Raw genomic sequence first — 20835 nt, 5'->3', positions numbered from 1 at the left:
CCGAATTTCCGCAATCTCCATGACGCATGCCGCCACCATGGCGCACTCCCCGCACATTCTCGTCGTCGATGACGATCCCGCCCTGCGCGAGCTGCTCGGCGACTACCTGGGCGGGCACGCGCTGCGCGTGAGCGGCGCCGCCTCGGGCGCCGCGATGCGCGCCGTGCTGGCCGCCCAGGTCATCGACCTCGTGCTCATGGACCTGCGGCTCGATGGCGAGGACGGCATGCAGCTCGCGCGCGAACTGCGCGAGCACAGCGCCATCCCGGTGATCATCCTGACCGGCCGCGACGAGGAGGCCGACCGCGTGATGGGCCTGGAGCTGGCCGCCGACGACTACGTGACCAAGCCCTTCAGCAACCGCGAGATCCTCGCGCGCATCCGCGCCGTGCTGCGGCGCACGCAGGCCCAGGTGCCGGCCGCATCGCCGGCCGCGCCGACGCGCGTACGCGCCTACCGGTTCGAGGGCTGGGAGCTCCACGTCCAGGGGCGCCACCTGACCGATCCGCAGGGCCAGGCGGTGGCCCTCAGCAACGGCGAATTCAACCTGCTGCAGGCCCTGTGCGAGGCGCCGCAGCGCGTGCTCTCGCGCGAGCAGTTGCTGGAGCTCTCGCGCCTGCACGGCGCCGAGGTCTATGACCGCTCGATCGACGTGCAGATCCTGCGGCTGCGCCGCAAGATCGAGGCCGACCCGGCCACGCCGCGGCTGATCCGCACCGAGCGCGGCGCGGGCTACATCTTCCACGCGCGCGTGGACCGGCTGGCATGACGGTGGCGGCCCTGCGCGGCGTGGACCTGCGCCGCATCCGCCACTTCGTGGTGCTGGCCGAGACGCTGAACTTCCACCGTGCCGCCCAGTTGCTGCACATGACGCAGCCGCCGCTCACGGTGTCGATCCAGAAGCTGGAGACCGAACTCGGCGTGCGGCTGTTCGAGCGCAGCGCCAAGGGCGTGCGCCTGACGCCCAGCGGCGAGGCCGCGCTGGACGCGGCCCGCCAGATGCTGCACCACGCCGCCGCGTTCTCCGAGATGGCCGCGCTGGCCCAGAGCGGCATGGCCGGGCTGCTGCGCGTGGGCTTCGTCGGTTCGGCCACGCACGGGCTGTTGCAGCGGCTGATCCCGCGCTTTCGGGCCGAGCATCCACAGGTCGAGCTGCTGCTGCGCGACAGCTCCTCGATGCAGATCCTGCGCGGCCTGGCCGAAGAGAGCATCGACATCGGCCTGCTCTGGACGCCGGTGCTCGACGCCATGGGCGCGGAGTTCCTGACGCTGCAGCGCCAGACCCTGGTGGCCGCGCTGCCGCAGGGCCATCCGCTGGCGCGCCGGCGCAGCCTCGTGCTGGCCGACCTGCAGGGCGAGAACTTCATCCTCTACGACCGCACGCAGGCCGAAGGCATGCGCAGCGTGTGCATGCTGCTGTGCCAGCGCGCCGGCTTCGTGCCGCGGGCGGCGCAGGAGGCGATCCAGATCCAGACCGTGCTGGCCCTGGTGCAGACCGGGCTGGGCATCGCGCTGGTGCCATCCATGATGGCCGAGCTGCCGAACGCGCAGCTGGTGTTCCGGCCGCTGCGCGACCTGGCGGACCAGGCCTTGGTCGCACTCGCGCTGGCCTACCGGCCCGGCAGCAGCAAGCCGGCCGTGCAGCGCATGCGCCAGCTGGCGGCGCAGGAGTTCGGCGAATGAGAGGGAAGCGGCGGGCGGCGGCTCAGTTGCCGCCGGCGCCCAGCTTGGTCAGCGCGCTGGCGTCCAGCGGCGTGTCGGTCTCGACACGGCGGGCACCATCGAAGCGGCGCTTCCAGTAGCTGCTGTCCATGTCTTCGACGCGCACCTTGGCGCCGCTGCGCGGTGCGTGCACGAACTTGCCATCGCCCACGTAGATGCCCACGTGGCTGAAGGTGCGGCGCATGGTGTTGAAGAACACCAGGTCGCCTGGTTGCAGGTCGCGCTTCTCGATGGTGTCGGTGGCGGCGGCCTGCTCGTTGGCGCGGCGCGGCAGCACCAGGCCCACGGTCTGCGAATAGACGGCCCGCACGAAACCGCTGCAGTCGAAGCCCGATTCCGCCGAGTTGCCGCCACGCCGGTAGGGCACGCCCAGGAAGCCCATGGCCGTGCCGACCAGGTCGGAGGTGGTGTCGCGCATGGTCTGGCCAACCTGCTCGATGTGGCCCAGGGTTTGCCGGACCAGGCCGCGCTCGGCCAGCGCGCGCTGCATGTCGGCCGGCATCTCGGGCGATGCGGCCGGCAGGGAAGACTCCGGGGGGGCGGCTTGGGCGGCGCTGGCGACGCAGCAGGCGAGGATGAAAACGGCGGTCCAGCGAGGCATGGGGCGGGAGAGTAAAGCCTGCGCTATTGAGGCGTCAAGCGAGGATTGGATTGTAAGTGTTTGATTCGTAATGTTTTACAAATTAAATTTGTAACAGCGACCCCCTTTGTCGGACAAAAACAAGGGGTGTGCTCCTACAAACGGATGAAATCGAGGCCGAACGAATCGCGCGCCGCATTGCTCCAAGCGGCGTGCGAATGCTGGCGCTGTGCCTGCCATGCACTGCCGTTTTCCAGGATCTGACGCATGCCCCTGTTCCCTTTCGTCCCCTCCGCGCGGCGCATTGGCCTCGTGCTGGCTGGCCTCGGCCTTGTGCTCGCGTGGCCCGCAACGGCCCAGACGCCAGCGCGCGTGCAGGCGGTGGCCGCCGGGTTGCAGAACCCCTGGGGGCTGGCCTTCCTGCCCGAAGGCCGCTTCCTGGTGACCGAGCGACCTGGCCGCATGCGTGTGGTGGAAGCCGATGGCAAGCTCGGTGCTCCGCTGGCCGGCCTGCCCGAGATCGCGGCGGGCGGCCAGGGCGGCCTGCTGGACGTGGTGGTGGACAGCGGCTTCGCCGACAACCGCACGCTCTACTTCTGCTACAGCGAGCCGGCAGGGGACGGCCGCGCCAACAGCACGGCCTTGGCCCGGGCCAGGCTGTCGGACGACCGCAGCCGCCTGGAAGAACTGCGGGTGATCTTCAGCCAGAAGCCCAAGGTCTCCAGCAGCGCGCATTTCGGCTGCCGCATCGTCGAGCGCCGTGTCGGCGGCAAGCCGGACGGCACGCTGTTCCTCACACTGGGCGACCGCTACAGCCGCATGGCCGACGCGCAAACCCTGGACAACCACCACGGCAAGGTCGTGCGCGTGGGCAAGGACGGCAGCGTGCCCAGGGACAACCCCTTTGCCGGCCGTGCCGGCGCGCTGCCCGAGATCTGGAGCTACGGCCACCGCAATCTGCAGGGCGCCGCACTGGCGCCGGACGGCCGGCTCTGGACCCACGAGCATGGTGCCCAGGGCGGTGACGAAATCAACCTGCCGCAGCCCGGTCGCAACCATGGCTGGCCGGTCATCACCCATGGCGTGAACTACGGTGGCGCCCGCATCGGCGAGGGCTTGACCGCGAAGGCCGGCATGGAGCAGCCGCTGCACTACTGGGTGCCCTCCATCGCGCCCTCGGGCATGGCCTTCCTGACGAGCGGGCGTTATGGCAAGGCCTGGCAGGGCAGCCTGTTCGTCGGCTCGCTCAAGTTCGGCCGGCTCTACCGGCTGGAACTGGACGCCGACGGCCGGGTGGCGCGCGAGCAGCAACTGCTGGCAGAGGTGGACCAGCGCGTGCGCGACGTGCGCCAGGGGCCGGATGGCCTGCTCTATGTGCTGACCGATGCCAGCAACGGCCAGTTGTTGCGCTTGGTGCCGGGCGATTCCTGATTCGACAGCAAACCGCGCAGATGCCGGCCCGGGCGGTGTCGATATTGCTTGCAGAACAAATGGGTTGCGCGTGACTTATGACACGGCGTGCATAGGTAGTTCAGAGGAGAAATGTGCAAATCGTATGCACATGGCCCGGTTTATGCGGATCGTGTGGTCCCCACACTACACAAAGAACCGGAGGCACCATGTCCCGATCCATTCGTTCAGGTTTGATTGCAACAGCACTGGCGTTCGGCGCCGTGCACTCGGCCCATGCCATAGCCACCATCACCTTGCCGACCTCGCCGATCGACGGCATCGGACCCCAGCAGTTCGACCAGGCCCTGGTCTATTCCTCCTCCTTGCTGGCCCAGCAGAAAGCCGCCGGCCTCATCCCCGGCAACAACAGCGTCTTCGATTTCGCGGTCGGCTCTGGCACGCTGGGCCTCATCGTGTACTCCAACAACGGCGTGGCCAATCCGTCGCCCTTCCAGCAGCCCATGAACGCGGGCGGGAGCGGCGATTTTGATGGCACCTGGGGCATGGGCGCGGCAGGCACCATCAATGCGCTGCGCACCCTGCTGACCATCGGCGGCACGGCCTACCAGCCCTTGTTTGTGTTCGACCACAACGAGAACCAGCAGAGCCCGAACCTGCTGATCTCCGGCCGCGTGGCGGTCTACCGGGGCGCCACCCTGTTGCAGGAGTTCGCGCTGGACACGGTGGCCAATGGTTCCTACGACGTCAACGCCCGCGTCACCTCGTGCGGCAGTCCCACGGTGGGCGCCAACCCGGACCTGCCTCTGGGCGACTGCAACATCCTCACGCCGAGCGCCAACACGTACAAGTGGCAGACCAGCGGCAGCGGCAAGCCCGACTACTTCGCGGTCTTCCCGACCTTCAACCTGTACGACGGCGGTTTCCTGCCGAGCGACTCCATCGTGATCCAGATGTCGCTGCGCGACATGGATCCTGGCTTCGATGAACTGGCCATCGCTGGTTACCTGTTCCAGTCGCGCAACGACGTACCGGAACCGGGCACGCTGACCTTGGCTGGCCTGGCGCTGGTCGCCCTGGGTGCCGCGCGGCGCCGCGGGCGTGCAGGCCAGCGCCGCGGCAGCTGAAGGCCCGTCGTCCCCTCCCCCCGGAGCCCCGCCCAGGCGGGGCTTTTTTACGTCCGGGCGGCGCAAGGGCCGCGGCCGCCCACCTATCATGGGCGGCTTTCCCCAAGACCGTCCGATCCATGCTGCTGCAAGCCTCCGCCTCCCAACTCGTGCTGGTCGACTACCAGCAAAAGCTCATGCCGGTCATTGCCGGCCATGCCGAGGTGGCGGCCAATGCGCTGCGGCTGGCCCAGGCTGCGCAGCTGCTGCAGGTGCCCGTCTGGGGTACGGAGCAGAACCCCTCCAAGCTGGGGCCCAACCTGCCCGAGCTGCGCGCGCTGTGCCAGCGCACGCTGGCCAAGATGCACTTCAGCGCCGTGGCCGAAGGCCTGGGCGAATGGCTGCAGCCGCCCGCGAAGCCCGCCGGAGGCAACGCGCGCAGCCTGCCCAAGCACCTGCAAAAGCCCGCCGAAGCGGAGCGTGGCAGCATCGTGATCGCCGGATGCGAGGCCCATGTGTGCCTGCTGCAGACCGCGCTCGAACTGCTCGAGGACGAGATGGAGGTCTGGGTCGTCACCGACGCCTGCGGCTCGCGCACCGAGCGCAACCGCGACGCCGCCTTCGACCGCCTGGCCGGTGCCGGCGCCGAACTCGTGACCACGGAAATGGTGCTGTTCGAGTGGCTGGAGACGGCCGAGCATCCCGACTTCAAGGCCGTGCATGCGCTGATCAAGTGAGCGTGCCGCTCACGCCGCAAGGCCTGGTCGCGGGCGCGCTGGCCAACCCGGTCAACGCCGCGCTCGTCGAGCGCCTGGCGCGGATGCACCTGCCACAGGGCCACGTGGTTGCAGGCTGCCTGTACCAGTCGGTCTGGAACCGGCAGGGCGGCCACGCGCCCGGCTGGGGTGTCAAGGATTACGACGTCTTCTACTTCGATGCGCGCGACCTGTCCTGGGAGGCCGAGGACGTCGTGATCCGTGCCGTGCACGCGGCCACGGCCGACTTGGGCGTGGAGGTCGAAGTCAAGAACCAGGCGCGCGTGCACCTGTGGTATCGCCAGCGCTTCGGCATGGACTATCCGCAGTTGCGCAGCGCCCGCGACGGCATCGACCGCTACCTCGTGGCCTGCACCTGCGTGGGCCTGGAACTGGCCAGCGGCGCGCTGTATGCGCCGCATGGGCTGGAGGAGCTCGAGGCTGGAGTCCTGCGCATGAACCCCTGGCACCCTGCGCCTGCGCTGTTCCTGCGCAAGGCCGAGAGCTACCAGGCCCGCTGGCCGTGGTTGCGCATCGTGCCGGTGGACCCGCCTGCGCTGCGCGTGTGAACCGCGTCAGCGCAGGGCGCCCAGCATCTCGTGCGTGTCTTGGGCCATGACTGCCAGGAACGCCAGCAACCCAAGGTCGTAAAGCGCATAGGTCAGGCGGGTTTCGGCCACACCGCGTAGTCGCTGCGGTTCTCCGGCGCCGCGGGGTCGTAGCGCCAGGCCTTGAGCACCTGAGGCGCGGCAGGAGCACCTTCACTGGCTAGGCCTTCGGGCCCTCGGATTTGTTCTTGCCGAACAGCTTGGCAAAGCCCCAGACCGCCGCGCCACCGGCCACGATGGCCACCTTGGCGAATTTGGCCAGGAAGGCGGCGATCACCGCCAGCAGCCCCAGCTTCTTGGCGGCGGCCCCTGCGACCAGGGCCGTCAGCCCGTAGGCCGCGACCTTGTCGGTGCTGCCATTGAAGTCGGCGTAGCGCTTGCCCTCGTCGTACTGCAGCGCGCCCAGAAGCGCCAGGGCTTCCGGCTTGTATTTCTCCAGCGCGTGGGCTGCCGTCACCATGTTGAGGCTCACATAGCCCTCGCGGCCGAGCGCGTAGGTGTTGTAGTTCACGCCCTGTTCGCCGCTGGTGTCGCCCTTGCTGCGTGTCAGTGCCGACCAGGCGAGCCGGTGCGTGGCGCTGTCGTACTGCGGCTTCTGGGCCCAACCCACCACCTCGATGGCGCCGATGCCGCGCTTGGCGCGTTCCTCGTTGGCGGCTTCCGTCCCTTCGCGCAGGCTGGTCAGCAGCTCGTCGGCGTTCCATTCCTTGGCGTCGTCGTCGCGGATGTAGCCCTCTTTGACGAACTTGACAACGACGAACCAGTCGCCGTCGCCGGCAGGAAAGATGGCGCCGACGAAGCTGTCGTCGACCGTGTTGCCCATGGCCTGCATGAGCTTTCCGGCGGCCGGCTGCGGAATCCACAGATACCCGGCGGGCAGCTTGAGGTGCGCCTGGTCGCGCATGGCGATGTCGGCCGGGCCGGGCAGGTGCGTGTCCTGCGCGGCTTTGTAGGCCGCGTCGAGCTCGGCCTGCCGCGGCGATGGCATGTCGGTGCCGGCAGCCTGGGCGCCAAGGGCGCACGCCATCAAAAAAGCCGCGACGAGGCGCGGCAGGATGTACGTCATGTTCACTCCCCCCTGTTGTGATCGATTCTGGGTGGGAGGAGTGTAGGGGAGGCGCTTACTGCTGGATGGCCTCGATCTGGGCCACGATGCGCACTTCCTTGGGGATGCCGAACTTGATGCCGTAGTCCACGCCGAAGGCGGTGCGGTCGATGGTGGTTTCGAAATCGCCGCCGCAGACTTCGCGCTTGAGCATCGGGCTCTCGTAGCAGTTGAACTGCTTGGCCTTGAAGGTCACGGGCTGGCTCTTGCCCTTGAGCGTGAGCGTGCCGGCCACTTCGCTGACCTTGTCGCCGTTGAACGTGAACTTGTCGCCCACGAAGGTGGCGGTGGGGAACTGGGCGGCGTCGAAGATGTCGGCGCTTTGCAGGTGCTTGTCGAACGGCGGCGTGCCGGTGCTGATGGAGCCGATCTGGAAGGTGATCTCGACCTTGCCGGTCTTGGCCGCCTTGTCCAGCGTGATCTGGCCTTCCTTCTTCTCGAAGCGGCCGCGGTTCACGGCAGCACCGAAGTGGCTGATCTCGAAGGTGGCGAAGGTGTGCGTCGGTTCGACCACGTAGGTGGCGCTCTGCGCGTGGGCGCTGCCGGCGGCCAGAAGGATCGAAGCGGCGGCCGTGGCCAGGGCAGTCAGTGCGAGACGTTGCATCCAGGAATCTCCAGTTGGGAAAAGGGTGTGGTTGAGGGGAGGGAAAGAGGGAGTCAGAGCTTGGGCACGCCGGTCAGGGCCAGCTTGAGCTTGACCTGCACGTCGTCGGCCACCATGGACGTGTCGGTCCATTCGTTCTCGCCGATCTTGAAGGCAAGGCGCTTGATCGTGAAGCTGCCCGCGGCCACGGTGGTGGCACCGCTTTGCGTGAGCGTCACCGGCACCACCACATCCTGGGCGTTGCCCTTGATGTCCAGCTTGCCGGCGACCTCGTACTTGCCCCCGCCGAGCGCCTTGATGGCGGTGGACTCGAACTTGGCCTGCGGAAACTTCGGCGTGTTGAACCAGACCGGCTTGACCAGTTCGGCATCGGCTTCCTTGCTGAGCGAGGCGCTGCCCATGTCGACCGTGAAGGCCACCTTGCTGGTCGCCAGCTTGGCGGGGTCGAAAGCGACCTGGGCGTCGAACTTCTTGAAGCGCCCCTCGACGGGCACGCCCATCTGCTTGCTGACGAAGGCGATCTCGCTCTGCGCGGGCACCAGGGCCTGTTGCGCCAGCGCGGCGGTGGCGGCCAGCATCAGGCCGGCGAAGGTGGTGACAAGCTTCATGGGAACTCCGAAGGAAAGAGGAGGGGTCAACCGCGGCCCGGCAGCATGCGCGAGAGCAGGCCGTCGCGGTCGATGAAATGGTGCTTCAGTGCGGCTGCCACGTGCAACACGACCAACGCGGCCAGGGCATAGGCGCTGATCTCATGCCACGGCTTGATCAGTTCGGCAAGTTCCGGATTGGCCGGCACGAAGCTCGGCAACGGTACCAGGCCCAGGAACACGATCGGAAAGCCCGCGGCCGAGCTGTAGGCCCAGCCGATCAGCGGCACGGCGAAGAACAGCAGGTAGAGCAGGTGGTGCGTGGCGTGGTGGGCGACCTGCTGCCAGCGTGGCATGCCGGCCTGCACCGCCGCCGGCAGTGCAGGCGGCCGGTGCGTGAGGCGCCACAGCAGCCGCAGCGCCGACAGCGCCAGGATCGTCACGCCGGCCCACTTGTGCCAGTTGTAGAGCTTCAGCCGCGCCGGGGAGAACGGCAGGCTGGTCATGTACAGGCCCACGGCGAAGATTCCGACCAGGGCAAGGGCCAGCAGCCAGTGGAGGGCGATCGCCGTGGCGCCGTAACGGGCGGCAGGGGGTGGAGACATGTGTTGGGGCGGCACGAAGCCGCACTTTGTTGTTGGCCCGATCCTAGAGTCGGCCCAGTGCGGGGAGTTTCAATCAAATCGCCTCCTGGATTCAAAAAGGATGAACGACGCGGCGAAGCCGGATCGAAACCGCCGGCGCGCAACCGACGCCGTCACGCATCGTCTGGCGCTGCAATGTGAGCATCGATCAGGTTTTGACGTATGGGTGACCGGTAGCTATAGGGTATTCACCCTCTCGTTTCTGTTGTTCGCTCGACTTACTATCTGATCACCGATCAAATAACCGGACCGAGACAGCGGCCGGTATGTCAACGCAAGGAGTCGAGACATGGACAGACGCAGCTTTTCACGATGGGGTGCGGCCGCCGCACTGGCTCCGGCCCTGGTTCTGGCAGGCACCGGCCCGGCAGGGGCGCAGGGCTACCCCGACAAACCCATCCGGCTCGTCGTGCCGTATGCGCCCGGCGGCATCGCCGACACGCTGGCGCGGCGCCTGGCCGATGCGCTGCGCAACAGCCTGCACCAGCCGGTGGTGGTGGAGAACAAGCCCGGCGCCAACACCGCCATCGGCGCCATCCAGGTGGCCAGCGCGCCGGCCGACGGCTACACCCTGCTGCTGGCGACGGCGGGCACCGCGGTGCTGAACCCCATGCTGATCCCCAACCTGCGCTACAACCCGGCGACGGACTTCACGGCGGTGGCCAATGTCGCCGTCACGCCGCTGGTGCTGACGGTCAACGCCAACGGCCCCGTCCAGACGCTGGCCGACCTGGTGCGCCTGGCCAAGGCCGAGCCGGGCAAGCTGGCCTATGCCTCGCCCGGCACCGGCAGTTCCACGCACCTGGCGATGGAGATACTGCTCGCGGAGGCCGGGATCTCGATGATCCACGTGCCCTTTGCCGGCAGCGCACCCAGCATGAATTCGGTGCTGGCCGGCGACACGCAGGCGTCCATCGACTCCGTTGCGAGCACCGCCGCCTTGATCAAGGGCGGCAAGCTGCGCCCGATCGCCGTCACCACCCGCGAGCGCGTGGCCGTGCTGCCGCAGGTGCCCACGGTGGCCGAGAGCGGCGTGGCAGGCTACAACGTCTCGACCTGGTATGGCGTGCTGGCGCCGGCCGGCACGCCTGCCGCGGTGGTGGAGCGGCTCAACCAGGCCATCGTCCAGGCCCAGGCCGAAAAGCCGTTCCGCGAGCAGTTCGAGGCCCTTGGCCTGGTCATCCCGCCGCCGCTCAAGCCGGCCGCGTTCAACGACTACATGCAGGCCGAGCGCGCCGTCTGGGGCCCGCTGATCCAGGCCAAGAACATCCGCATCGAATGAGCCGCGCCGACATGACGCCGAGGATCGACACCATCGTGCAGCAGGTCGTGGACAGCGGGCGCGGCGCCCATCCCGCGCTGTTGCTGGAGGATGGCCGCACGCTGACCTACGCCGACCTTGCGCAGCGCATCGCGCAGGCTGCGGGCCTGCTGCGCCGCGCTGGCCTGCAGCGCGGCCAGCGCATGGTGATGGTCGGCGAGAACAGCCTGGACATGGTGGTCGTTCTGCTGGCCGCCATCCAGGCCGGCGGCTGGGCCGTGCCGCTGAACGCACGCATGGCGCCGGGCGAGATCGACGGCATTTGCGCCCATTGCGAACCGCGGCTGGTCTATTTCGCGTCCTCCGCCTCGGCCGAGGCGGCGGCCCATGCGCAGCGGCTGCGGGCCGGCGCCGCACCAGCAGAACTGGCCGGCGGGCAACTGCTGCAATGCGAGGGTGCGGGCACCGCCGCCGACGGCAGCGACAACGGTTCGGCCGACGATGTGGCGCTGATGGTCTACACCTCGGGCAGCACCGGCACGCCCAAGGGCGTGATGCTGACGCACGGCAATCTGGACTTCGTCACGCGCTGCGCGCTCGCGCAGCAGATGGTGCAGCCGCAGGACGTGGTGTTCCATGCCTTGCCGATCTCGCACTCCTTCGGGCTGATCTCTGCATTGCTGTACGGCCTGCGCGCCGGCGTCACGTTCCGGCTGGTGGAGCGCTTCTCTGCGGCCAAGCTGGCAGATGCCATCCTGGGCGGTGTCACGGTGTTTCAAGGCGTGCCGGCGATGTACACGCGCCTGCACGAGTGGGCGCAGCAGAGCGGCCGCGCACTGGTGCCGAACCGGCTGCGCCTGGCCTACATCGGTGGCTCGCTGATCGACGCCACGCGCAAGGCCCAGACCGAGGCCCTGCTCGGCGTGCGCCTGCACCACGGCTACGGCTTGACCGAATCGGCGCCGGCCGCCACGCGCACCATCGGGCATCCGCCGCCCAGCGGCATCACGGCGGGCTGGCCGATCCCCGGCATCGAGGTGGAGGTGCAGGACGGCGCTGGCGCGCGCTTGCCCGATGGCGAACGCGGCGAGGTCTGCATCCGCGGGCCCAACGTCATGAAGGGCTACTTCCGCGATCCGGTGCAGACGGCGGCAGCCGTTGATGCGCGCGGCTGGCTGCACACGGGCGACATCGGCTTCTTCGGCCCCGAAGGCGACCTGTCCATCGCCGGGCGCAGCAAGGAGATGATCATCCGCGGTGGCTTCAACGTGTACCCGGCCGAGGTCGAGAAGGCCATCGCCGCGTTTCCCGACGTCGCGCAATGTGCCGTTGTCGGCCGCCGCGTGCCGGGCGACGAGGAGGTGGTGGCCTATGTGGAGCCAGTCGCCGGGCGCAGCGTCGATGCTGGCCGCCTGCTGGCCTTCCTGCGCGAACGGCTGGCACCCTACAAGCTGCCCAGCGCCATCGTCTGCCAGGCACAGTTGCCGGCGTCGAGCACGGGCAAGCTGCTCAAGGCGCAGCTCAAGGCGCTGGCGAACCAGGGCACGCAGGCGCAAGAGGCGGCGCCATGACTGGGCCGCTGCAAGCGCTGCTGGCGCCCGCGGCGGTCGCCGTCGTCGGCGCGTCCGACAACATCCACAAGGTCGGTGGCCGGCCGCTGCAGTACCTCGCGCAGCAGGGCTTTCGCGGCCGCGTGTACCCGGTGAACCCGCGTGCGGCCACGGTCCAGGGCCTGCGCGCCTACCCGTCCTTGGAGGCGCTGCCGGAGGTGCCCGACGCCGTCGTCGTCTGCATCGCCTCGGAGGGTGTGGAAGAGCAGCTCGTCGCCTGCGGACGGCTGGGCGTGAAGGCCGTGGTGCTGTTCGCGTCGGGCTATGCCGAGACCGGCAGCGCAGGGCGGGAGCGCCAGCAGCACTTGCAGCGGATCTGCCAGCGCGCCGGCGTGCGGCTGCTCGGTCCGAACAGCATCGGCGTCGCTTCCTTCGACAGCGGCGCCGTGCTGTCGTTCGCCTCGATCTACGCCGACTGCGCGCCGCAGGACGGGCCCGTGGCCATCGTCTCGCAGAGCGGTGCGTTCGGCGTGTCGCTCTACGCGCTGCTGCGCGAGCGCGGCGTGGGCGTGCGCTGCGTGGCCGCCACCGGCAACGAGGCCGATCTCGACACCGCCGACTTCATCGCTGCGCTGGCGCAACGGCCCGGCGTGCACCTGGTGCTGCTGTACCTGGAGAACGTGCGCGACCCCGAGCGCATGCGTGCCGCGCTCGTGCTGGCGCGCGAGTGCGGCGTGCAGGTGGTGGCCGTGCGCGCCGGTGCCTCCGAGCACGGCCGCCGTTCGGCCGGCCTGCACACGGGGGCGCAGGGTGCGGGCATGCCGGCCCTGGATGCGCTGTTCGACGGTGCCGGTTGCCGCAGCGTGGCCGATCTGGACGCCCTGCTGCGCTGCGTGCCCGGCTACCTGCAGCGCGCGCAGGCTGCCATGCGTGTGCGCTTGCCCGCCAAGCCACGGCTGGCCGTGGTCAGCAACTCGGGCGCCTACTGCGTCCTCGCCGCGGACCAGGCCAGCCGCGTCGGCCTGCCGCTGGCCCGGCTGTCGGACGCCAGCTGCGCGCGAATGGGTGCGTTGCTGCCTGCGTTCTCGCTGAACCGCAATCCGCTCGACCTGACCGCCGCGCTGCTGGGGCAGCCCGGACTGCTGGGCGACGTGGTGGCCTGCGCGCTGGCCGACCCGGCGGTGGATACCGTGGTGCTGGGCTTGCTGGCGATGGGCGGGCCGAGTTACGACATCGCCCGCTTCGCGCGCGACTGCCGCGCCGCCGTGGAGGCCGAGGGCAAGAGCCTGTGGCTGTTCAGCCCCCATGCGCATGTGCGCTCGGGCTTTGCGCAGCAGGGCTTCCCCGTGTTCCGTGGCGAGGCCGAGGCGGTGGCAGAGATCGCGGGCTTCGCCCTCCATCTCGCGGGTCGCGCCACACCGCTGCCCGCGGATGCCGTTCGGGCATGAGGTAGCCACCGATTCCCATGCCCGCACGTCCTTCGGCCGGGCCTGTCACGGCGCCCTGAACGCCAGGCACATGCCACGCGTGGCGCCCACGTGCCGCGCCATGCGGCCCAGCGTGCCGGCATCGCAGCACCGAGGCGAACAACGTGGTGCTCGGACCTCTCACTCCCGAGGGGCGCCGATCTTCAGCCCGGCCGCTCGCTCAGACCGCGCAGGAACATGCCGACGATGGTGCGCGCGATGCCCATCGGGTCCTTGCGCAGCACCGAACGCGGCGTGTTCTGCGGGTTGGTGAGGATGGTGGCCAGGCCGCTGCAGGCGGTCCAGGCCGCCAGCGTGGCCTCGCGGCTGCGGTCGATGGAGCCATCGGTGGCCTGCAGGTGGTCGGCCACGCAGGTTTCCAGCAAGGCATACGAGCGCGTGGCGGCTTCGTCCAGTTCCGGGAACAAACTCTTGTCGGGAATCTCGGGGCCGTGCATGAGCTGGAACAGCGCCGGGCGCGAACGCGCGAATTCCACGAAGGCCAGCATCACCGCGACCAGCCGCTCCTCGGGATCGCGCTTGTGCTGCAGCGCCTGCATGCGGAACGCGAACAGCTCGCGGAAGCCTTGCGCAGCGATGGCCGCGAGCAGGCCCGTCTTGCCCTCGAAATGGTGCAGCGGCGCGGTCTGCGCCACGCCGATCTGGCGTGCCACCTCGCGCATGCTGAGCCTGGCCATGCCCTGCGCTTCCAGCAGCGCCATGCCCTGGCGCACGAGTTCGTCACGCAGGTTGCCATGGTGGTAGCTCCTCCTGGTGGGCGCCGCGTGGTCGGCGTGGTCTGCGTCGTCGCAACTGCCGGCTGGCGTTGCTTCGGAGGGAGCTGCAAGAGGGGCTTTGGCGGGCATGGCGTGGGGTAGGTGGGGCCGTCGAAGCCGCGCCCGGCATTATCGGCACTGGCGGCGATGCGAATGCGTGTTCCACAGCGCGTTGCAGCAGTAACACAAGCGGCTGGCGCGCAAACCTTGGCGCAACGGTGGCGCCCGACACTGGCGCATCCGCACTGCGAGGGCAGCGCGGAACCAACTGGCCGCAAGCCGTTGCCTGCGGCACCAGGGAGTCGCCCATGCGCAAGACCATTTCGCCCCTTTCCGTCGCTCGCGTGCACTCTGGCCGCCACCACGTCGCCCATGCCCTGGATGGCAGGGCGAACGTGGGACAGGTGGCGGCCGGTTCTCCGCACCGCGTTTGACGCCGGCGGAGGCAGGCGATGCAACAGAAGGCATGGCGCGGCCTGCGCCAACTGGGTCCCGGCCTGATCACCGGAGCGGCCGACGACGACCCGAGCGGCATCGCCACCTATTCGCAGGCCGGCGCCCAGTTCGGCTACGGCATGCTGTGGACGGCGGTGGTCACGCTGCCGCTGATGGCCGCCGTGCAGGTGGTCAGCGCGCGCATCGGCCATGTCACGCGGCGCGGGCTGGCGGCCAACATCCGCGATGCGTTTCCGCGCTGGGTGCTGCTGGCCGTTGTCGGCCTGCTGGTGGTGGCCAACACGCTCAACATCGCGGCCGACATCGCCGCCATGGCCGAGGCGCTGCGCCTGCTGCTGGGCGGCTCGTCCCATGTCTATGCCGTCACCTTCGGCCTGGCGAGCCTGGTGCTGCAGGTGTTCCTGCCCTACCAGACCTACGTGCGCTGGCTCAAGTGGCTCACGCTGGCTTTGCTGGCCTACGTGGCGGTGGCGTTCTCGCTGCACCTCGACTGGTGGGCCGTGCTGCGCAGCGCCGCACGGCCGCAGCTGGCGCTGGACCACGACCTGCTGCTGATGGTGGTGGCGCTCTTCGGCACCACCATCAGCCCCTATCTGTTCTTCTGGCAGGCCGCGCAGGAGATGGAAGACGCGCGCGACGGCCCGCCGCAGGGGCCGGCCGACGTGCGCCGGCACCTGCGCCGCATCAAGCTCGACACGCTGGTCGGCATGGGCTTTTCCAACCTGATCGCGTTCTTCATCATCCTGAGCACGGCGGCCACTTTGCACGCGGCCGGCGTGACCGACATCCAGACCTCCGCGCAGGCGGCCGAGGCGCTGCGGCCGCTGGCGGGCGAATTCACGTTTGGGCTGTTCAGCCTGGGCATCATCGGCACCGGCCTGCTGGCCGTGCCGGTGCTGGCAGGCTCTGCCGGCTATGCGGTGGCCGAGGCCGCGGGCTGGAACGGCACGCTGAGCGCACGGCTCGACCGTGGCGAGGGCCGCGGCTTCTACGGCGTGATCGCCGCGGCCACGCTGGGCGGCGTGCTGCTGTGCTTCACGCCCATGGACGCGGTGCGCGAGCTGTTCTGGGCCGCCGTGCTCAACGGCGTGATCTCGGTGCCCATCATGGCCGTGATGATGCTGCTGGCGTCGCGCCCTGCGGTGATGGGCCCCTACGTGATCGGGCCGCGCCTGCGGGCGACCGGCTGGCTGGCCACGGCGGTGATGGGCGCGACGGTGGTGGCGATGTTCGCCACCCTGTGATCCTCAGACCATCAGCTCGATCAGGAACGGACCGGCGCGCTGAAAGCTCGCGCGCATGAGGTCGGCGCACTGCTCCAGCGTCTCGGCGCGCGCGGCCTCCACGCCCATGCCGCCGGCCAGGCGCACCCAGTCGATGTCGGGGTTGCCAAGGTCCAGCATGCGCATGGCGGTGGCGCCGGGCGTGGCGCCCACGCCCGCGTACTCGCCGATCAGGATGTTGTACTTGCGGTTGGACAGGATGATGGTGGTGCAGGGCAGTTGCTCGCGCGCCTGCGTCCACAGCGATTGCAGCGAGTACATGGCCGAGCCGTCGGCCTGCAGGCTGATCACGCGGCGCTGGCGCTTGGCACCGATGGCCGCGCCGGTGGCCACGGGCAGGCCATCGCCGATGGCGCCGCCGGCCAGGTGCAGCCAGTCGTGCGCCGGTGCTGCCTGCGTGTGGGCGTAGAAGCCGCGGCCGAAGGACACGCTCTCGTCGGAGACGATGGCCCGGTCGGGCATCAGCGCGGCCACCGTCTGGGCCAGGCCCTCGGGCGTGGGCTTGCCGCGCGCGGGCTCGGGCCGCGGGCCGGGATCGGGCAACGCGGCTTCGGGCGCGCCGAGCGCCTCCACCAGGGCGCGCAGTGCGGCGGCCGGGTCCTGGTCCAGGCGCGAAAGCCGGTGCAGTTGCGCCTCGGGTGCGTACTGCGTGGAGGGCTTGCCCGGGTAGGCGAAGAAGCCCACGGGCGGCTTGGCGCCGACCAGCACGATGTGCTTGAAACGCGCCAGCGTCTTGATGGCCAGGTCGGTCACATAGGGCACGCGCTCGAGCGGCAGGCGGCCGCGGCCGCGCTCCACATGCGCATTCATGAAGTCGGCCAGCAGCGTGGCGCCGGTGGCCTGGGCCACGCGCCAGGCCAGCGCCTGGGCGGGGCCGCGCACGGCGCTGTCGGCCAGCAGGATCAGCGTGTCGCGGCCGGCCGCGCGCAGCACGCGCGCGGCGTTGTCGACGGCGAACGGATCGAGCGCTGCAAGCGCGGGCACCGCCAGCGGTTCGGCCGCGGCCGCGCCTTCGTTCCACGACGCGTCGGACGGCAGGATCAGCGTGGCCACCTGGCCCGGCCCGCTGCGCGCGGCCTGCACGGCGGCGGCCGCGTCGCGGCCCACGTCCTCGGCGCGGCTGCTGGTGCGCACCCAGTGCGAGACGGTGCGCGCCAGGGCCTCGGTGTCGGCTGTCAGCGGCGCATCGTGCGGACGGTGGTAAGTGGCCTGGTCGCCCACGATGTTGACGATGCCGGCGTGGGCGCGTCGTGCGTTGTGCAGGTTGGCCAGGCCGTTCGCCAGGCCCGGGCCGCAGTGCAGCAGCGTGCAGGCCGGCTTGCGCGCGATGCGCCAGTAGCCGTCGGCCATGCCCGTGACCACGTTCTCCTGCAGGCCCAGCACGCAGTCCATGCCGGGAATCTGGTCCAGCGCGGCGACGAAGTGCATCTCGCTGGTGCCGGGGTTGGCGAAGCAGGTGTCGACACCGGCGGCGAGCAATGTGTGGACCAGGCTGTGGGCACCGTTCATCGGCGAACTCCTTGTGTGGATGGATGGGAAAGAGCGGGGGGGCCGTGTGTCAAACTGCCACGGCAAGCCCAGACCCCCGGAACATGGAAATCTACCAACTGCGCGCCTTCGTCGCTGTCGCCCGTGTCGGCCATGTGACGCGTGCGGCCGAGCAACTGCACCTGACGCAGTCGGCGGTGTCCAAGCAGCTCAAGGCGCTCGAGGAAGAATTGGGCGGCCCGCTGTTCGACCGTACCACGACCGGCATGGCCCCCAGCGCCATCGGCCGGCGCCTGCTGCCGCTGGCCCAGCGCACGCTGGAGGCCGCGGGCGAGCTGGCCACGGCCGCGCGGCAACTGCAGGGCCAGCTGACGGGCACCCTGCGCCTGGGCACCATCGTCGATCCGGCCTCGATCCGGCTGGGCGAGCTGCTCAGCGAGATGCAGCAGCACTGCCCGCAGGTGGACGTGCGGCTGGCGCACGGCATCTCGGGCACGGTGTTGCAGCAACTCAAGGCCGGTGAGATCGATGCCTGCTTCTTCCTGGGCGAGGTGGACGATGCCGAGGTCTCGGCCATCGCGCTGGGCGTGGAGTCGTATGCCGTGGTGCTGCCGCCGGCCTGGGCGCCGCGCGTGATGGGCCAGGACTGGGCGGCGCTCGCGGCACTGCCCTGGATCGGCACGGTGCGCGGCAGTTCGCAGACCGTGATCATGGAGCGGCTGCTGCGCCAGCAGGGCCTCTCGCGCCAGACCGTGGCCGAGGCCGACCAGGAGTCCTCCATGCTCGATCTGGTGCAGGCCGGCGTGGGCCTGTGCCTGGCGCGCGAACGGCGCGTGCAGGACCTGCTGGCCACCGGCCGCCTCGTCGCCTGGGACGGCGAGCGCATCGCCTGCCCGCTGTCGCTGCTCATGCGGGCCGAGGACGCGGCGCGGCCCTTGCAGGCCGCGCTGCGCGAGCGCGTCTTCAGCGTCTGGCCGTCGGCGGTGCAGGCCTAGCCAGGCGCTGGCCCAGCCGCAGCGCCATGGCGATGTTGCGCGCGGTGGCGCGCACATTGGCCGCGGCGTCTTGCAGCGCTTCTTCCAAGGTGCAGACGCTGCGCACGGCGCTGAACACGGCCGCGATGCCGTGCGCGTGCACCGCACTCGAATCGGGCGTCAGCGCACCGGACAGGCCGATCACGGGCACGCCGTGGCGCGCCGCCACGCGGGCCACGCCGATGGGCGCCTTGCCGTGGATGGTCTGGCCGTCGGTGCGGCCTTCGCCGGTGATGACGAGGTCGGCCTCGCGCACTGCGGCGTCCAGGCCCAGCGCGTCGGCCACGACCTCGCTGCCCGGGCGCAGCTTGGCGCCCAGCACCGCGAGCAGGGCCGCGCCCATGCCGCCGGCCGCGCCGGTGCCGGGCACCTCCGCCACGTCCTGGCCCAGGTCGCGGCGCAGCGCCTCGGCCAGCCGCCGCAGACAGCCGTCGAGCTCGGCCACCATGGCCGGCGTGGCGCCCTTCTGCGGGCCGAACACCGCCGAGGCCCCGCGCGGGCCCAGCAGCGGGTTGGTCACGTCGCAGGCCACGTCGATGCGGCACTGCGCGATGCGCGCGTCCAGGCCGCTGGCGTCGATGCGGTGCAGCCGCGCGAGCGCCGCGCCGCCGCGGGGAAGATCCCGGCCGTCGGCATCGACGAGGCGCACGCCCAGGGCCTGCAACATGCCGGCGCCGCCGTCGTTGGTGGCACTGCCGCCCAGGCCGATCACGAAGCGCCGTGCGCCGGCATCGAGCGCGTCGGCGATCAGCTCGCCGGTGCCGTAGCTGGTGGCGCCGCGCGGGTCGCGCTCGGCCGGCGGCACGGCTTCGAGCCCGCTGGCGGCTGCCATCTCGATGACGGCCAGGTTGCTGTCGGCCGCCAGGCCGTAGCCGGCCGCGATGCGCCGGCCCGTGGCGCCCGTGACCATGGCCTCGCGCAGCCGGCCGCCCGTGGCATCGACGAGCGCCTGCACCGTGCCCTCGCCGCCATCGGCCATGGGCAGGAGGCGGTAGCGCGCCTCGGGGAAGATCTCGCGGAAGCCGGCCTCGATGGCCTGCGCCACCGCGAGCGCGCTGAGACTTTCCTTGAACGAGTCGGGGGCGATCAGGATCTGCATGCTCAGCCGCCCTGGCGCAGCAAGGGAAAGGCGTCGCGGCCGGCGTAGACGGCATCGCGGCCGAGCTCGGCCTCGATCCAGAGCAGCCGGTTGTACTTGGCCATGCGGTCCGAGCGGCACAGCGAGCCGGTCTTGATCTGCGTGGCGCGCGTGGCGGCGGCCAGGTCGGCGATGCAGCAATCCTCGGTCTCGCCCGAGCGGTGCGACACCACGGCGCCGTAGCCGGCCGCTGCCGCCATGTCGATGGCGGCCAGGGTCTCGGTCAGCGTGCCGATCTGGTTGGGCTTGACGAGGATGGCGTTGGCGATGCCGCCATCGATGCCGCGTTGCAGGATGGCGGTGTTGGTGACGAACAGGTCGTCGCCGACGAGCTGCACGCGCCGGCCCAGGCGCTCGGTCAGCAGCTTCCAGCCGGCCCAGTCGCTCTCGTCCAGTCCATCCTCGATGGAGACGATGGGGTAGGCGTCGACCCAGCGCGCGAGGTAGTCGACGAAGCCCGCGGAGTCGAATGCGCGGTTCTCGGACGCCAGCGTGTAGCGGCCGCCCGCGTGGAACTCCGAACTCGCCGCGTCGATGCCCAGGAAGATCTCGCGGCCCGGCGCGAAGCCGGCCAGCTCGATGGCCCGCACGATGGTGTCCAGCGCGGCCTCGTTGGACGGTAGGTCGGGCGCGAAGCCGCCTTCGTCGCCGACCGCGGTGGCCAGGCCGCGCGTCTTGAGCAAGGCCTTGAGCGCGTGGAAGATTTCCACGCCGTAACGCAGCGCCTCGCTGAAGCTCGGCGCGCCGATGGGCAGCACCATGAACTCCTGGATGTCGACGTTGTTGTCGGCATGTGCGCCGCCGTTGATGATGTTCATCATCGGCACGGGTAGCGTGAGCGGGCCGCTGGGCGCAAGGTGGCGGTACAGCGGCAGCCCCCGGGATGCGGCCGCGGCCTGGGCTGTGGCCAGCGACACGGCCAGCAGCGCGTTGGCGCCCAGGCGCGATTTGTCGGGCGTGCCGTCCAGCGTGCAGAGCGTGTGGTCGAGCGCGGCCTGGTCCAGCGCATCCTGGCCGGCCAGCGCCTGGGCGATCTCGCCGTTCACGTGGGCGACGGCGCGGCGCACGCCCTTGCCCTTGTAGCGCGCGGTGTCGCCGTCGCGCAGTTCCACAGCCTCGCGCGAACCGGTCGATGCGCCCGAGGGCGCGGCGGCGCTGCCGCAGCTGCCGTCGGCCAGCCGCACGCGCGCGGCGACCGTGGGGTTGCCACGCGAGTCGATGATCTCCAGGGCCTGGATGTGGGTGATGGTGGACATGGGGCG

20 protein-coding genes are annotated in these 20835 nt (G+C 70.1%); 11 read left to right on the top strand and 9 right to left on the bottom strand.

Translation table 11 applies throughout. The features are described from left to right. The first annotated feature begins 19 nt into the window (after nucleotides 1-19). Complete coding sequence (locus tag DES41_RS35565) at nucleotides 20-769, top strand: response regulator (RefSeq protein WP_245966031.1); 750 nt, start codon at nucleotides 20-22, stop codon at nucleotides 767-769. Continuing rightward, complete coding sequence (locus DES41_RS35560) at nucleotides 766-1683, top strand: LysR family transcriptional regulator (protein WP_245966030.1); 918 nt, start codon at nucleotides 766-768, stop codon at nucleotides 1681-1683. Before DES41_RS35565 ends, DES41_RS35560 begins: the two co-directional genes overlap by 4 nt. A 22-nt stretch (nucleotides 1684-1705) precedes the next feature. On the opposite strand, the gene DES41_RS35555 is transcribed toward DES41_RS35560, so the two are convergent. Beyond that, entirely contained in the window at nucleotides 1706-2323 is a 618-nt protein-coding gene (locus DES41_RS35555) for a C40 family peptidase (RefSeq protein ID WP_211333159.1), read from the bottom strand. Between the two features lie 246 nt (nucleotides 2324-2569). Here DES41_RS35555 and DES41_RS35550 point away from each other — a divergent pair, with 246 nt between their 5' ends. The 4 genes from DES41_RS35550 (at nucleotide 2570) to DES41_RS35535 (ending at nucleotide 6142) form a co-directional block, all read left to right on the top strand. Next, nucleotides 2570-3733 carry a PQQ-dependent sugar dehydrogenase gene (locus DES41_RS35550; RefSeq protein ID WP_114472414.1) on the top strand — a complete coding sequence of 388 codons (1164 nt, stop codon included), beginning with the start codon at nucleotides 2570-2572 and terminating at the stop codon, nucleotides 3731-3733. A gap of 188 nt (nucleotides 3734-3921) precedes the next feature. Then, complete coding sequence (locus tag DES41_RS35545) at nucleotides 3922-4839, top strand: PEP-CTERM sorting domain-containing protein (RefSeq protein WP_147283051.1); 918 nt, start codon at nucleotides 3922-3924, stop codon at nucleotides 4837-4839. Nucleotides 4840-4958: 119 nt separating this feature from the next. Continuing rightward, nucleotides 4959-5555, top strand: a complete 597-nt coding sequence (locus tag DES41_RS35540) for an isochorismatase family protein (protein ID WP_114472412.1) — start codon at nucleotides 4959-4961, stop codon at nucleotides 5553-5555. Continuing rightward, a complete protein-coding gene (locus DES41_RS35535; protein ID WP_342769701.1) occupies nucleotides 5552-6142 on the top strand; it encodes a nucleotidyltransferase family protein in 591 nt (196 codons plus the stop codon). Before DES41_RS35540 ends, DES41_RS35535 begins: the two co-directional genes overlap by 4 nt. Nucleotides 6143-6341: 199 nt before the next feature. Here the strand turns inward: DES41_RS35535 and DES41_RS35530 are convergent, their stop codons facing one another. Genes DES41_RS35530 through DES41_RS35515 form a run of 4 tightly spaced genes read right to left on the bottom strand, consistent with a single transcriptional unit; the run spans nucleotide 6342 to nucleotide 9082 of the window. Beyond that, nucleotides 6342-7247, bottom strand: coding sequence for a DUF2167 domain-containing protein (locus DES41_RS35530; protein WP_114472495.1), 906 nt, complete (start codon nucleotides 7245-7247; stop codon nucleotides 6342-6344). Nucleotides 7248-7302: 55 nt separating this feature from the next. After that, complete coding sequence (locus tag DES41_RS35525) at nucleotides 7303-7890, bottom strand: YceI family protein (RefSeq protein ID WP_114472411.1); 588 nt, start codon at nucleotides 7888-7890, stop codon at nucleotides 7303-7305. A gap of 53 nt (nucleotides 7891-7943) precedes the next feature. Further along, the gene (locus DES41_RS35520; protein ID WP_114472410.1) at nucleotides 7944-8498 is read right to left on the bottom strand and encodes a YceI family protein; all 555 of its coding nucleotides are present in this window, start codon (nucleotides 8496-8498) and stop codon (nucleotides 7944-7946) included. 26 nt (nucleotides 8499-8524) lie between these two features. Next, entirely contained in the window at nucleotides 8525-9082 is a 558-nt protein-coding gene (locus tag DES41_RS35515) for a cytochrome b (protein WP_114472409.1), read from the bottom strand. Between the two features lie 328 nt (nucleotides 9083-9410). On the opposite strand from DES41_RS35515, the gene DES41_RS35510 reads away from it, so the two are divergent. Genes DES41_RS35510 through DES41_RS35500 form a run of 3 tightly spaced genes read left to right on the top strand, consistent with a single transcriptional unit; the run spans nucleotide 9411 to nucleotide 13380 of the window. After that, a complete protein-coding gene (locus DES41_RS35510) occupies nucleotides 9411-10403 on the top strand; it encodes a Bug family tripartite tricarboxylate transporter substrate binding protein (RefSeq protein ID WP_114472408.1) in 993 nt (330 codons plus the stop codon). Then, the gene (locus DES41_RS35505) at nucleotides 10400-11953 is read left to right on the top strand and encodes a class I adenylate-forming enzyme family protein (protein ID WP_114472407.1); all 1554 of its coding nucleotides are present in this window, start codon (nucleotides 10400-10402) and stop codon (nucleotides 11951-11953) included. The genes DES41_RS35510 and DES41_RS35505 overlap by 4 nt, the downstream gene beginning before the upstream one ends. Beyond that, nucleotides 11950-13380 (top strand): CoA-binding protein, encoded by a 1431-nt coding sequence (locus DES41_RS35500; RefSeq protein ID WP_114472406.1) that lies wholly within the window; start codon nucleotides 11950-11952, stop codon nucleotides 13378-13380. Before DES41_RS35505 ends, DES41_RS35500 begins: the two co-directional genes overlap by 4 nt. Before the next feature lie 182 nt (nucleotides 13381-13562). Here DES41_RS35500 and DES41_RS35495 read toward each other — a convergent pair whose 3' ends face one another. Next, nucleotides 13563-14264, bottom strand: a complete 702-nt coding sequence (locus DES41_RS35495) for a TetR/AcrR family transcriptional regulator (RefSeq protein WP_114472405.1) — start codon at nucleotides 14262-14264, stop codon at nucleotides 13563-13565. A 362-nt stretch (nucleotides 14265-14626) separates the two neighbouring features. Here DES41_RS35495 and DES41_RS35490 point away from each other — a divergent pair, with 362 nt between their 5' ends. Continuing rightward, the gene (locus DES41_RS35490) at nucleotides 14627-15874 is read left to right on the top strand and encodes an NRAMP family divalent metal transporter (RefSeq protein WP_114472404.1); all 1248 of its coding nucleotides are present in this window, start codon (nucleotides 14627-14629) and stop codon (nucleotides 15872-15874) included. Between the two features lie 3 nt (nucleotides 15875-15877). Here DES41_RS35490 and DES41_RS35485 read toward each other — a convergent pair whose 3' ends face one another. Further along, on the bottom strand, nucleotides 15878-17422 hold the full coding sequence (locus DES41_RS35485; protein WP_114472403.1) for an acetolactate synthase large subunit: 1545 nt from the start codon (nucleotides 17420-17422) through the stop codon (nucleotides 15878-15880). Nucleotides 17423-17505: 83 nt separating this feature from the next. On the opposite strand from DES41_RS35485, the gene DES41_RS35480 reads away from it, so the two are divergent. Next, on the top strand, nucleotides 17506-18396 hold the full coding sequence (locus DES41_RS35480) for a LysR family transcriptional regulator (RefSeq protein ID WP_114472402.1): 891 nt from the start codon (nucleotides 17506-17508) through the stop codon (nucleotides 18394-18396). Here DES41_RS35480 and DES41_RS35475 read toward each other — a convergent pair. Together DES41_RS35475 and eno are read right to left on the bottom strand one after the other, a co-directional pair. Next, on the bottom strand, nucleotides 18365-19534 hold the full coding sequence (locus DES41_RS35475) for a glycerate kinase (RefSeq protein ID WP_114472401.1): 1170 nt from the start codon (nucleotides 19532-19534) through the stop codon (nucleotides 18365-18367). The two genes, DES41_RS35480 and DES41_RS35475, sit on opposite strands and share 32 nt — an antisense overlap. Nucleotides 19535-19536: 2 nt before the next feature. Then, nucleotides 19537-20829, bottom strand: a complete 1293-nt coding sequence (gene eno, locus DES41_RS35470; protein WP_114472400.1) for a phosphopyruvate hydratase — start codon at nucleotides 20827-20829, stop codon at nucleotides 19537-19539. Nucleotides 20830-20835 lie beyond the last annotated feature (6 nt).

The sequence above is a fragment of the Pseudorhodoferax soli genome, from assembly GCF_003337555.1.
GTDB classification, from domain to species: Bacteria; Pseudomonadota; Gammaproteobacteria; order Burkholderiales; family Burkholderiaceae_C; genus Pseudorhodoferax; species Pseudorhodoferax soli.
Note: the sequence above shows the minus strand (reverse complement) of the source record. Positions and strands in the feature narration are given on the sequence as shown.